Genomic DNA, 12,019 nt, shown 5'->3' with positions numbered 1-12,019 from the left:
GCCGCGAGCATGATGGTGGGCTCGCCCTGGTGTCGGATGAGGTAGGTGGGAGGATCCTCGTAGCCGCGGCGGACCTCGGCGACGTCGGAGAGCTTCAGCGTGCGCCCCGCCGCCACGATTGGCGTATCGGCGATCGCCTGGACGCTGTCAAAGGCCCCGTCGATCCGGATGAAGACCTGCGGCCCCTTTGTGTCGATCGAGCCAGCCGGCGTGACGCTGTTTTGCCTCTGCAAGGCGGCGACAATATCCTGCGCCGACACGCCGAGGGTCGCCAGTTTGGCGTAGGAAAACTCAACAAAGATCTGTTCGGGACGCTCGCCAAGGATATTGATCTTCTTGACGCCGGGCACGTGCAGGAGGTCCTGGCGAATGGTCTCGGCTTGCCTTGCGAGCTCCCGCATCGGCATGCCCTTCGCCTTGAGAGCGTAGAGGCCGAAGCTCACGTCCGAATATTCATCGTTGACGAAGGGGCCGAGCACGCCGGATGGCAGTTTGCGGGCTTCGTCCCCGAGCTTTTTACGGGCCTGGTAGAACTCTTCCTGCACGACGGACGGCGGCGTGCTGTCCTTCAGCGTGACCGTCATATAGGCATAACCTGGCCGCGTGGTCGTCTCCACGCGGTCGTACCAGGTCAGCTCCTGAATCCGCTTCTCCAATGGTTCGGCGACGAGGTCCTGCATCTCGCGCGCCGTCGCGCCCGGCCATACTGTCGTGACCGTCAGGGTCTTGATGGTGAAGGAGGGGTCCTCCGCCCGCCCGAGCATGACAAAGGCGTAGACGCCTGCGGCCGCCAACAGGAGGATGAAGAAGAGGGTGACCGCCCGTTCGCGAACGGCGATCGCAGAAAGATTGAGGTTCATTGGGCGCCCCTGCTTTCAGACGTGGTCCTGACGCGGGCGCCGTCTTGCAAGAGATGCGCGCCGAGCGAAACAACCGGATCGCCGGAACTCAGTCCTGAAATCACGGCGATTTCGCTGGCGACACGCACAAGCTTGACGGGCCGAAAGTGAACGGTGGAGGTGGCGCTGTCGAAGACCCAAACGCCCGTCTTCCGGCCGTCATCGAGCACGGCTCCGAGCGGCACTTGGACTTCCGGCCGGCTCGCCTTGCTCGCCAATCGAATGGTCACCGTGGCGCCGAGAGGCGCCGCCGAAGCCGCGCCGTCGAGCACGTAGCGCGCTTCGTAAGTGCGGGTCCGACCATCGGCGGCATCCGACAGCTGTCGCAGATGCGCGGTATAGCGGCGCCCGTCGCCCCCATACACGCTGGCCTCGGCCGCCGAGCCGATCGCCGGTCGGATCGTTTCGGGAAGCGCGACCACCGCTTCGCGGGGGCCGGCTTGTGCAAGCCGAACCACGGTCTGGCCGGCGGAGACAACCTGTCCCGGTTCGCCAAGCGTTTCCATCACCGTTCCATCGGCGTCCGCCACCAGGACGGAATAGGCCGCTTCGTCCTCGGAGACCCGCGCCTCGGCTTCGGCGGCCGCGAGTTGCGCCTTGGCCGAATCTGATGCGGCTTTCGCCTGCTCGTAACGCTGTCGGGTAGCCCATCCTTCACTTAACAACTTGGCGTATCGCCGCTCATCCGGGACCAGCTGGGTGACGGAGGCGCGGGCCGCGGCGACGGCGTTGCGCTTCGCGGTGAGCGCATGGCGTAGGTCGGTTTCGTCGATCCGCATCAGCGGCTGGCCTGCTTTGACCTGCTGCCCGGCATTCACAAGCCGTTCCACGATCTTACCGGCGACGCGAAAGCCGAGATCGCTCTGCACCCTCGCCCCTATCACGCCGGTGAAACCGCGGTCGGATCCATTCACCCGGGCTGCGGCCGCCAATCTGACGATCGGAGGCTCCAGCCTCGGGTCGCTCATGGCCGAGGCTTCGTGCGCGCGCATGGAAACTGCGACGAGCGCGACCGCCCCAGACAACGTGAGAAGGCCGCCCAGCACAACAGCGGGTCTCTTTTTCATGCCCCTCTCCTTTAATGAAATTTAGATTGCGTTCGAACGCTATCTCGAATAGATTTCGAATGCAATCTAAAAAAGGAGGTCGAGGATGCGCGTCAGTCGCACTCAGGCAGCGGAGAACCGCGCGACTGTAATCAACGTGGCAAGTCGTCTCTTTCGGGAGCGCGGCTTTGACGGCATCGGCCTGAAGGATCTGATGAAGGGCGCAGGGCTGACCCAAGGCGCCTTTTACAAGCAGTTCGCGTCAAAGGAGGACTTGGCCGCACAGGCGTCTAGGCGGGCCTTGGAGAGCGCCTTCAACCGATGGTCGGCTGCGATGGCGGCCAAACCCGAGGATCCGCTTGGCGCGGTCCTGGCGTTCTATCTCAGTATGGGCCATCGCGAACAAAAGATGGACGGCTGCCCGCTCGTGGCGCTCGCCGCAGACGCCGCCAGACAGGGCGGTGAGGTGAGGGCGTCATTCGAAGCCGGCATCAAGGCGCATCTTGAAGTCCTTAGCCGCCTGGTTGCCGAAACCGAGGATTCGGACGCCAAGGGCAAGGCCATGACCGTCCTCTCGCTGATGGTTGGCGCGGTGACGCTATCGCGCGCCGTCAACGACCCTGATCTCGCCCAATCCGTTCTGGATGCGGCAGCCGAACAGATTCGCGAACTCGCCACTTCGCCAAAACGCAGACGCTGATCACAGGGGTCATGATCGCCCCGTTCCCTCATTCTGAGCTCGGTTCGACGAAATCGTCAACGACTTCCGCTTCGGGAGTCAGCCTGCCGCTCAAGTGAAACTTCAGGGAAAGATATGTTCAAGAAGACTGGGGCAACGACCATTGGGTCCGTTTCCCGTTTGGTCCGCCGCGAGCGGATGTGCCTCTTCGTCGTGGCGCTCGGCGGTTTGTTGCTTGGGAAAACGGAACCTCTTTCGGCCGAAACGCTTCTCTCCGCGCTGGCGCGGGCCTATGCCGGCAATCCTGACCTCAACCAGAGCCGCGCCGCCGTGCGCGTCCGGGACGAGGACATGCCCAAGGCGCTCGCCGGGATGCGGCCCAAAGTCAATATCCAGGCTTCCGCCGGTCCCCTTTATGGCAATTTGCGGTTGCCGGCCGGGCGAAACTCAATGACCGGCGAGCGTCAGTTCACGCAGGAAGAATATACGGGCTATCCGCGCGGCGCGGCGCTCAACGTGTCGCAAAGCATTTTCGACGCAGGCCGCACGACCAATTCGGTGAGACAGGCCGAGTCGAACGTCTTCGCAGCGCGCGCGACCATGCGGCTCACCGAGCAAGCAACCCTGCAAAATGGCGCAACCGCCTATATGAACGTGCTACGCGACACGGCGGTCGTGAATCTGCGCAAGAACAACATCGCCGTGTTGGAGCAGCAGCTCAAGCAAACCCGAGACCGTTTTCAAGTGGGCGAGGTGACGCGCACCGACGTGGCGCAGGCGGAGGCCTCCGTCGCTCAGGCGCGGTCGGAGCTCTACGCCGCGCAGGCGCAGCTGAAAAACAGCCTCGCCACTTACCGTCAGATCATCGGTGTCGAGCCCTCGCATTTGGAGCCGGGGCGCTCGCTCGAACCTTTTCTGCCACGCTCGCTCCAGCAAGCGATCGAGATTGCGCTCGTCGAACATCCGGGCGTCATCGCGGCGCTGCATCAGGCGGATGCGGTGGAGTCCGCGGTGAAGGTCGCCGAGAGCGCGCTGGCGCCCACTGTGTCCGTGAACGCCCAGGTTTCCCAGCAAATGGGATTCCTTCCTGGGCGTTCCGGGATCGCGCCAATTCTCCGCCGCCGCCTTCGCTCAGCTCAATGTGCCGCTGTATCAGGGCGGCTCGGAATATGCATCGATCCGCCAAGCAAAAGAGCAATTGAGCCAAGCGCGGCTCAACGCTGATTTGCAGCGCGACAGCGTGCGCGCGAGCGTGGTGTCGAGCTATGGACTGCTCGAAACCGCCAGAGCCTCGATCATCTCCAGCCGGGCGGCGGTGAAAGCGGCGGAAACTGCGCTCACCGGGGTGCGTGAAGAGGCAAAGGTCGGCCAGCGCACGACGCTCGACGTGCTCAATGCGCAGCAGGCGTTGCTCAATGCGCGCGTGAGTTTGGTGACGTCGCAACGAGACCGCGTCGTCGCCTCTTATGCGGTGCTCGGCTCGATTGGTCGCCTCTCCGGGCAGGAATTGCAGCTCGATGTCGCCCTCCATGATCCGGGCGTCCATTTCGAGCAGGTAAAAACCAAGTGGTTCGGCGTCGATACGCCCGACGGGCGATAGCTTAGCTGCCCACGAAGCCTGCGGCATGGTGTTGGGCTGCGGCACTCTGAAGTCTGCCCCCCGGAAGGTCGGCAACCGCCGCAACATTCCAGATCGAACTTGGGGCCTCTGCGAGTAGGCGCATCGATCACGGAGGACGCTTGTACAGCGTTCGGCCCATGCCGAATCGGGAGGCACGTCTATAGGTTGCTCACGGTATATTTCAGCTACCGGGTCTGAATGGTAGACGGTGAGCTGAAGGCGTAAAATTCGTCCGGTAGATGCCGATAGATGCTGAAACCTAAGAAAAATTTTCCGGCCCTTTTTCCCTTTGAAATCAAGAGCGTTTATTTTTGACGGCATGCCCGCCGGTATTTGTGGCGCATCCAGCAAGAGTATGCTCGCTATATCAGATGCTTAAGGGCAATATTCATAATCGAGTGGGAGTGAGGGGACGTGCAATCGGCGGCGATAGAGTAGCTGCGGCAGTTTGAGCTGCCGTATAGGTGCTTTTCGCATCCATTTCCCAAGTCCGCTGGGCTCCTTCTGCCTTTCTGAACAGGTTCGATCTGCGCCCACTTCCAGGATGATGTAAAGACGTTTCAAAGGGCGATAGGGCTCTAGCGTAGAATAGCGTGCACAATGACGGGGCAGCTTTGCGCCCAATCTCAGTCATTGCGCCATCGCGACGCGTGACTGGAAGCGGCCATCGGCGCCCAACCGCCCCAAAAACATTGCAGGACGATTTCGATATCCGAAAGCCCGTTCGTCGTTTCGATGCCAGGCCGATTTCGGAGATTTAGCGACGCAATTTATTCACTGCTGGACCGCTCTTGACCTTGACCCGACCCTGCCCGTGCAACGCGAGCTTCACTCAGCCTTGTTCGCACTTAGTTTGCTCGGCCTCGTTTTTTTGGTCGCTCTCCGACCCGATGTTCAGCCGCTGGTAGATCCCCAGTCCGACCACGATAAGAATCCCGGTCGCGAGCAGGGCAGTCGGGTAGAGCATTTTCTCGACGTTCTGCTTGCTCACCTGAAACACCGTGACCAAGCCTTCGATAAATACGGCCATCGCAATCGTCGAGATGAATCGGGTTAGGCTGCGCCGCGCCTCAAATGCTGTGGGTAACCCGTGCGCGCTGACGACCTCTTCCTCCAAGAAAAACTTCGCTACGTCGAAGACCGCCATGGCGATGACGACATAGCCGATCGCCGTCAAAACTGCGTCGCCGCCCTCGCGCCAAGATTCGTTCAATGCGACGATCAGGTTGATCGCGCCATAGGCGACAAGTGTCAATGCCAAGAGCATCAAGGTGACGCTCGCGATCCCGAAGGCGAGACGCGACAGGGTGTCGATCATTTAGCCAGCCCTCCCCAACAGACGATCCTGTGATTGGTAGAAATCGTGGATCCAACCGGCAGCGCTTCGCATACGAGTTGGCGCGAGAGATCGCAGTTGGCATTCAGGTCGCTCCTTTCGCCCCGCTCAATGAACAGTCGCACGGCCTGTACCAGGGTGCGTTTGGTCAGCATCGAAGGAGCAATCATGCTTGACCAGCCACCTCCGAAACGTCGCGCTTTCAAATCTCCAGTTGTGCTCGAGGCCATGGGCTTCGACCTGGGCGCGATCCACGCCGTCAGCGACGAGCAAACGACTGCAATTCATGGCAATTTGGATGGGCTCACAGTCGGTTGGCTAAACCGCGCCGCGAAAGTCGAAGACTACTCATCCGCGGTCCTTTCGTTAGATCAGATCCTTCCAAGCAGCATAAGAACGACAAGGATAATCAAAATAAGCCCGATCACGCCGACACCGCCGTGTCCATAACCGTAACCGTAACCGCCAAAGCGTCCGCTGAAGCCGCCCAGCAAAAAAATAAGGAGGAGGATGATCAGGAGGGTTGAGATTGACATGGTAGCATCTCCAATTTCAGGACCTCAGTCCCGGAGGCGGCTTAGTCAGCGTTTAGTTCTTTCGTGGCGCCGACAGCGTCCTGAACGGCGGCGCCGACTTCATCGGCTTTTCCCTGGAGCTCAAGCTCCCAGTGCGTTCCCTGCCTCGTTATGGAATAAATATCCCAAGCAGCGATGAAAATCGCCGCGATCACCGGCCCCATAACAAAGCCATTTAGCCCAAACATTTGAATGCCGCCTAACGTGGAGATCAACACAACGTAGTTAGGCATCTTGGTGTCCTTTCCCACCAAGATCGGACGCAGAACATTGTCCGCCAGACCGATCACGAACGCGCCGTAAACAATCAGAACGATGCCCTGCCAAATTGCGCCAGAAGCCAGGAAATAGATCGCAACGGGACCCCATACCAAGGCGGCGCCTATTGCTGGGACCAGAGACAGTATCGCCATCAACGCTGCCCATAGCAGTGGGGCGCTGACTCCAAGGATCCAGAAAATGAGGCCGCCGAGCGCACCTTGTAGGACCGCGACGAGTAGATCCCCCTTTACTGTAGCACGAATGACAACGGCGAATTTGCGGAGGAGTGCGTCTTTCTGCTCAGCGCGGAGCGGAATCGCATCCCTGATTTCGTGAGCGAGCGCCTCCTCGTCACGTAGCAGGAAGAACAACAGGTAAAGCATGACGCAAAGATTCACGGTTAAGCTCACCGCGCTCTGCCCAATACCGAGCGCCTTTGTTGCGAAAAACTGGCTTCCCTTGATAACCTCCGCGGACAATTTCTCCTGCGCTTCCCCGAGGCTGGCGAGGCCAAAGCGCCGCATGAGATCGGCGGCCCATGCGGGCAAGGCTTCGAAGACCTGCCGAAAAAGGCGAACGAGATCTAGATCTCCGGATTGAAGCTGTTCATAGACGCCGGACGCCTCCTGCGCCATTGACACGGCAATCAACGCCAATGGCAGGATAACGACCAATACAATGATCATTACCGTCACGATGGCGGCGAGGTTACGTCTTGGCTGCATTGAACTCAACAGGCGGCGATACAGCGGCGCAAACACAATTGCCGTCACGGTCCCCCAGAGAACGGCCCCGTAGAAGGGCCAAAGTATCCAGGCGAAGGCGACCGATACTGCCAAGATCAATGCCAGTAAGGCTGTGTCTTCAGTGTCGCGCATTCGCATGTTCCGTCACAGTTTGCCCTTGCCGACGGATTTGACAATAAGTAAGCCGCATGTAGTCGACCAGCGCCGACCGCGGGTCCAATGCAAATTAGTGGATAGTAGCAGTAGGCAGAAGGGATTCGGACATTCTAGCGGTCAGGCTATTCGCGGAGGCTCGGCAATGCATTGGATGACATCGCCCGTCGAAAATCAGTAACTCCTTGAGCTTTTGAGGCAGGCCTCGCCTTGAGCTGAATCTCTCGGTCGTAGAAGCGCTTGTCCAGGTTGCGGCGTGCGGCATGGATGATGGTCGAGCCAGGCGCCCCTTCGTTGAGCAGTTCCATCAGCCGGGTCCGGCTGAGGTCGTCGAGCGCCGAGGTGGGTTCGTCCATGATGATGATATCGGGCGGCTTCAGAAGCACCCGCGCGAAGCCAAGCTGCTGCTGCTCGCCGCCGGAGAGCACATCAGACCAGCTCTGCTCCTCGTCCAGCCGCGAAAGGAGATGAGCCAGGCCACAGGCGGCGAGGATCTTTTCGATATGCGCGGGGTCGGGTGGGGCCTCGTCGTGGGGATAGTCGAGCGCATCGCGTAGCGTGCCCCGCGGCATGTAGGGCTGCTGTGGCATATAAGCGATGCGTGCATCCCTTGGACGGAGAATGCGGCCGCTGCCCCAGGGCCACAAACCGGCAATCGCGCGGATCAGCGTGCTCTTGCCCGCGCCGGACTCTCCCTTCACGAGGACTTTCTCGCCTCGTTCAATCACCGCATCGGTGTCGGCGAGCATAAGTGTGCCGTCGTGCTGGGCGATCGAGAGCCCGCAGAGATGCAAGGCGCCATCGTCACTGAAGGCCAGATCGATCATCTTCTCCTCGGCTGCGATCGCGAGCTCGTCGAGGTTATCGAAGAACAGGTCGAGTGTTGCGACGCGCCGGGCGGAGGCGAACCAGTCCGCGAGGCGCATCGAATTGTCGGCCAGCCAGTTGAGCGCCAGTTGCACCTGTATGAAGGCCGCCGCCGCTTGCATGAGGTCGCCGAGCGACATTTCGCCGGCAAGATATTTGGGCGCGCCGAGCATGAGAGGTATGACCGGCGCGAGGACGTTATTGCCGCTCGACAAGAACAGCATGCGCGCCTGCCGTCCAATCACGGCAACCCAGCGCACGGCGACTCGATCAAATCTCGAACAGTGCCGCTCTCGCTCGGCGTCGTCGCCGCCGATGAGCGCGATTGTTTCGGCGTTTTCGCGCGTGTGCGAGAGCTCAAAGCGAAAATCAGCCTCAGCCGCCGCTTTTCCCTCGACACATGCGACGAGCGGACGGCCTAAAAGCAGCATTCCATAGGAGGTGCATGCGGAATAGATCACGACCGCAATCACAAGGTAGCCTGGAATCGTAAGGCCCCAAAAGGTCAGCGAGCCGCCGATGATCCACAACACGCTAACGAAAGAGGCCGCCATGAGCAGAGCATTCGTCACGCCGGTCGCAAAGTCGACAAAAAGCTCAATGGCAATGCGCCCGTCCTCGGCGATGCGCGCTTCCGGATTATCGACGAGGCGAAGGACGCTGAGCTGATAAAAGCGCCGGCGCTCCATCCACCGCCGCACAAGCGTCCGCGTCAGCCATTCTCGCCAGCGTAACTGGAACCGCATGCGCATTTGCAGCAGTGCGACGCTCGTCGACGCAGAGATCAAAGCGAGCGCCAACATGAGGCCGATGCTGAACAGGATAAGGCGATGGTCCTTGTTTTGCAGCGCGTCGAAGAAAGACTTGTTCCATCTGTTCACCGCGATTGCTGGGATGAGGTTCAAGACAAGGCAGCCGAATAGGCCGAGCACAAATAAGGCGGCCTGTCTGCGCGTCGGTCCTGTCCAGAAACCGAGGGAGAGCTTTGCAAAGTGTCGCAGAAGCTTCGCGTCGGCTCTCGTGGGAATAATGGCTTTGACCATGTTGTTGCTGATGCTCAGTTTGGGAGGGCGACAGATCCTCGCGCCTGCGCCTAGGGCGAAGTCGACGGAAATCCACGATCTCTTGGGCGATCATGTACGACTAGGACGGTCGAACGGGGCGGCGCATCCCATACGCGTTTTCGACTTTGCTTGAGTATCTTCCGAACCTATACGACGCGTGTTCGATCCGCCTATGGTAGCGATGTCGAAAGAGACTTTCGGCGCGCGCAGTGTGATGAAGCATTGCTCTTAACTCTTTAAGGAGCCGATCATGGGCAGTACTACCGACAAGATCAAGGGAATGGCCAATCAGGCCGCCGGCACGATCAAGCAGGGGGTGGGCGAGGCCGTGGGTAACCCGAATCTCGAGATCGAGGGCGCGGCTCAAAAGCTTAAGGGTCAAGCCCAGGAGACAGTCGGCGAGGCGAAGGACGCGGTGAAGAAGCTCGTCGACAAGGCCTAACTGTTAGGCAGATCGAGATATCGAGATAATGAAAGAGCGGCCCGTTCGGGTCGCTTTTTCATGGCGTGATTTCCCCCCAGAAAGATCGAGAGAGCGTGTCCATCTGGAGCAATTCTGGTGAAAAGCTCGGATACCTATTCTCGGCGCCTCATTTTCCGCGTTGAGGCCTTGGGTCATTTGATCAGCCCGAGGCCCAAGATACCCGAGACAATCAGAAAGATTGCCACGATGTAATTGAGCAACTGCGGCATGATCAAGATGAGAATGCCGGCGATCAACGATACGATCGGTTGCAGATGCGCCAAGCCAACAGTCATTTTCTCTCTCCACAAACTAGAAGCTTTGGTATTTCCCACCGAACATGGCGCGGCGTCGACGAGTGCGCCTTTCGAGCGCGCGCGCGCACCTAAAGTTTGCCGAGGAGGACGAGGATCAGAACGACAATGAGAACTGTTCCCAATGTCCCCGACGGGGCATAACCCCAACTCGCACTATGCGGCCAATTCGGAAGTGCGCCGACGAGCAAGAGGACCAGGAGGACGAGAACGATGGTTCCGAGCACAATAATGTCCTTTCTTTTTGTTGTGTGCCGCAGCGCCTATTCACAAAACCCAACGACAACGTTTTATCTCGCCGCGGAATGAATCTGTAACTGGTGCAGCAAACACGTTTTTGTCAGCATATGATTGATTCTGGATGTGTGCGTCGGCAAGGTTCGGAAAATACTCATCGGGTTGCGCGGGCTTTTGCCTCGCCCACCACGCTCGTAATCTTGGGGACGGTTGATGCGCTTCCTTATTCGTCAATCTCATGCCGGCAAGCCGTTGAGCGCAAGTCGAATGGCGTGAACGAGGTCGGCTTCCCGAAAGGGCTTTTGAACCGCTATCGCGCCAGGCCTGAGCACCTTGATCCTCGAAATATCGCCGCTCACAAAAAAGTGAGGGATTAATCCTGCGGCGCATGCTTTCTCTGCTGCGGAGACGCCGCTTCCTTCGCGTAGCCCCGCATCGATGATCATCAAATCTGGTTTGGAGCGGCGCGCGGCAGCCACCGCGTCCGCTTCGGTGCTCTCGATGCCACATACCTCGTGGCCCATCGTTTGGAGCATTTCGGCAAGCAAGCCACCGAGCATGGGGTCGTCTTCCACGATGAGGATGCGGATAGTCTTCATGGAGTCGCTTCGCCCCCGCCTTCGTTGATCATTTTTTCGATCCGCGCACGTGGCAGTATGGCTGCTTCGCCTGGGCGTGCAGATCACTTGTCGCGACCAGATGCTTGTCGAGGGGTTCAACGGATCGGTCCCGAACATTTTAAGATAGGGTGTTGTTGGTCGCGTGCATAGCTGAAGTTCCCAACGCTGGCTAAGGCGGAGTCAATTTGGCGCTCGGCGAATGAGACGAGCGCAGAGAATTTGGGGCCTGACCACAAAAGCTTGAGGCTGGACGCTAGCCGACGATCGTGCGCCCTGGGAAGGCACGGAAACTACTCAGGCTATCGCCCTAGCGGCGGTCCATTCGGGGCAGGGACGGCGCTCGCCGAGCGCCAGCCCGTTTCAGTGGGCCGCGCCTGACCCCCAAACGTCGACGCGAAGAACCAGGCATGATATATGTAAACAGCTATGTTCTGGGGCAATGACAGAAAAACGAATGCTGAAGCGCCGCCCCAAGGATACGAAGAGGTTTCGATCAGAGCCGAAGAAGCGCATCGCGCAGGCGCCAAGGCCACCTCGCAACCGCGGAAAGTTTCTGGTCGTCGGGATCGGCGCGTCGGCGGGTGGACTCGACGCCTGTAAAAACCTTCTGGGCAGCCTCTCCGCCAGCAAAGGCATGGCGTTCATCCTCGTCCAGCATCTCGATCCAACCCACGAAAGCATGATGGTCGAGCTGCTCGCGGCGCACACGTCGATGACCGTCGTGCAGGCAATGGACGGCATGCCAATTGAGCCCGATCACTTCTACGTGATCCCTCCAGGGACCTATCTGTCTGTGGACGAGGGCGCGCTGCGGCTCTCGCAACCGCTTGCGCGTCACGGGGCGCGCCTGCCCTTCGACTATCTGCTGCATACGCTGGCCACGAACTTCGGTCCGCGCGCTGTCTGCGTGATCCTCTCGGGAACCGGAACCGACGGCAGCCTGGGGCTGAAAACCATCAAGGAAAATCGTGGCCTGGTTATCGTGCAAGACCCCGAGGAGGCGGCGTTTGACGGGATGCCGCGCAGTGCGATCATGACCGGCGCCGTCGACTTTGTGCTTCCAGTGGCAAAAATCGGAGAGGCGCTTGTCACCTACGACCAACAGATGGCTGGTTCAGATAAGCATTCCGGACATCCT

General features: G+C 59.7%; 12 protein-coding genes and 1 pseudogene. 4 read left to right on the top strand and 9 right to left on the bottom strand.

Going from position 1 to position 12,019, the window contains the following annotated elements; genetic code table 11:
* Both ACR652_RS09740 and ACR652_RS09735 read right to left on the bottom strand, forming a co-directional pair.
* On the bottom strand, nucleotides 1-860 hold an 860-nt coding region (locus ACR652_RS09740; protein WP_434506315.1), incomplete at its 3' end, for an efflux RND transporter permease subunit.
* A complete protein-coding gene (locus ACR652_RS09735; RefSeq protein WP_434506314.1) occupies nucleotides 857-1,966 on the bottom strand; it encodes an efflux RND transporter periplasmic adaptor subunit in 1,110 nt (369 codons plus the stop codon). The genes ACR652_RS09735 and ACR652_RS09740, both read right to left, overlap by 4 nt.
* A gap of 85 nt (nucleotides 1,967-2,051) precedes the next feature.
* On the opposite strand from ACR652_RS09735, the gene ACR652_RS09730 reads away from it, so the two are divergent.
* Together ACR652_RS09730 and ACR652_RS09725 are read left to right on the top strand one after the other, a co-directional pair.
* Entirely contained in the window at nucleotides 2,052-2,645 is a 594-nt protein-coding gene (locus ACR652_RS09730; protein WP_434506313.1) for a TetR/AcrR family transcriptional regulator, read from the top strand.
* A gap of 177 nt (nucleotides 2,646-2,822) precedes the next feature.
* Nucleotides 2,823-4,224: pseudogene (locus tag ACR652_RS09725) on the top strand (TolC family outer membrane protein).
* Nucleotides 4,225-5,077: 853 nt separating this feature from the next.
* On the opposite strand, the gene ACR652_RS09720 reads toward ACR652_RS09725, so the two are convergent.
* The 4 genes from ACR652_RS09720 to ACR652_RS09705 all read right to left on the bottom strand — a co-directional run bounded on the left by ACR652_RS09720 (nucleotide 5,078) and on the right by ACR652_RS09705 (nucleotide 9,226).
* Complete coding sequence (locus ACR652_RS09720) at nucleotides 5,078-5,563, bottom strand: GNAT family acetyltransferase (RefSeq protein WP_434506312.1); 486 nt, start codon at nucleotides 5,561-5,563, stop codon at nucleotides 5,078-5,080.
* Between the two features lie 389 nt (nucleotides 5,564-5,952).
* On the bottom strand, nucleotides 5,953-6,117 hold the full coding sequence (locus ACR652_RS09715; RefSeq protein WP_434506311.1) for a DUF3309 family protein: 165 nt from the start codon (nucleotides 6,115-6,117) through the stop codon (nucleotides 5,953-5,955).
* Between the two features lie 41 nt (nucleotides 6,118-6,158).
* On the bottom strand, nucleotides 6,159-7,295 hold the full coding sequence (locus ACR652_RS09710; protein WP_434506310.1) for an AI-2E family transporter: 1,137 nt from the start codon (nucleotides 7,293-7,295) through the stop codon (nucleotides 6,159-6,161).
* A gap of 146 nt (nucleotides 7,296-7,441) precedes the next feature.
* On the bottom strand, nucleotides 7,442-9,226 hold the full coding sequence (locus ACR652_RS09705) for an ABC transporter ATP-binding protein/permease (RefSeq protein ID WP_434506309.1): 1,785 nt from the start codon (nucleotides 9,224-9,226) through the stop codon (nucleotides 7,442-7,444).
* 271 nt (nucleotides 9,227-9,497) lie between these two features.
* On the opposite strand from ACR652_RS09705, the gene ACR652_RS09700 reads away from it, so the two are divergent.
* Nucleotides 9,498-9,689 carry a CsbD family protein gene (locus ACR652_RS09700; RefSeq protein ID WP_434506308.1) on the top strand — a complete coding sequence of 64 codons (192 nt, stop codon included), beginning with the start codon at nucleotides 9,498-9,500 and terminating at the stop codon, nucleotides 9,687-9,689.
* 173 nt (nucleotides 9,690-9,862) lie between these two features.
* On the opposite strand, the gene ACR652_RS09695 is transcribed toward ACR652_RS09700, so the two are convergent.
* The 3 genes from ACR652_RS09695 to ACR652_RS09685 form a co-directional block, all read right to left on the bottom strand.
* Nucleotides 9,863-10,006 (bottom strand): DUF3096 domain-containing protein, encoded by a 144-nt coding sequence (locus ACR652_RS09695; protein WP_281932578.1) that lies wholly within the window; start codon nucleotides 10,004-10,006, stop codon nucleotides 9,863-9,865.
* An 89-nt stretch (nucleotides 10,007-10,095) separates the two neighbouring features.
* Nucleotides 10,096-10,251: a DUF3309 family protein gene (locus tag ACR652_RS09690; RefSeq protein WP_434506307.1), complete on the bottom strand. Its 156-nt coding sequence runs from the start codon at nucleotides 10,249-10,251 to the stop codon at nucleotides 10,096-10,098.
* A 246-nt stretch (nucleotides 10,252-10,497) separates the two neighbouring features.
* Entirely contained in the window at nucleotides 10,498-10,860 is a 363-nt protein-coding gene (locus tag ACR652_RS09685) for a response regulator (protein ID WP_434506306.1), read from the bottom strand.
* A gap of 475 nt (nucleotides 10,861-11,335) precedes the next feature.
* Here ACR652_RS09685 and ACR652_RS09680 point away from each other — a divergent pair.
* A partial coding sequence (locus ACR652_RS09680) for a chemotaxis protein CheB (RefSeq protein ID WP_434506305.1) occupies nucleotides 11,336-12,019 on the top strand: 684 nt, incomplete at its 3' end.

The sequence above is a fragment of the Methylocystis sp. genome, assembly GCF_051061225.1.
In the GTDB taxonomy this organism is placed as follows: domain Bacteria; phylum Pseudomonadota; class Alphaproteobacteria; order Rhizobiales; family Beijerinckiaceae; genus Methylocystis.
This window is presented reverse-complemented; position numbering and strand designations above follow the sequence as displayed.

Excerpts from the sequence above, each read along its gene's own strand:
- ACR652_RS09735 (WP_434506314.1), bottom strand. The coding sequence starts at position 1,966 with ATGAAAAAGAGACCCGCTGTTGTGCTGGGCGGCCTTCTCACGTTGTCT.
- ACR652_RS09730 (WP_434506313.1), top strand. The coding sequence starts at position 2,052 with ATGCGCGTCAGTCGCACTCAGGCAGCGGAGAACCGCGCGACTGTAATC.
- ACR652_RS09720 (WP_434506312.1), bottom strand. The coding sequence starts at position 5,563 with ATGATCGACACCCTGTCGCGTCTCGCCTTCGGGATCGCGAGCGTCACC.
- ACR652_RS09715 (WP_434506311.1), bottom strand. The coding sequence starts at position 6,117 with ATGTCAATCTCAACCCTCCTGATCATCCTCCTCCTTATTTTTTTGCTG.
- ACR652_RS09710 (WP_434506310.1), bottom strand. The coding sequence starts at position 7,295 with ATGCGCGACACTGAAGACACAGCCTTACTGGCATTGATCTTGGCAGTA.
- ACR652_RS09705 (WP_434506309.1), bottom strand. The coding sequence starts at position 9,226 with ATGGTCAAAGCCATTATTCCCACGAGAGCCGACGCGAAGCTTCTGCGA.
- ACR652_RS09700 (WP_434506308.1), top strand. The coding sequence starts at position 9,498 with ATGGGCAGTACTACCGACAAGATCAAGGGAATGGCCAATCAGGCCGCC.
- ACR652_RS09695 (WP_281932578.1), bottom strand. The coding sequence starts at position 10,006 with ATGACTGTTGGCTTGGCGCATCTGCAACCGATCGTATCGTTGATCGCC.
- ACR652_RS09685 (WP_434506306.1), bottom strand. The coding sequence starts at position 10,860 with ATGAAGACTATCCGCATCCTCATCGTGGAAGACGACCCCATGCTCGGT.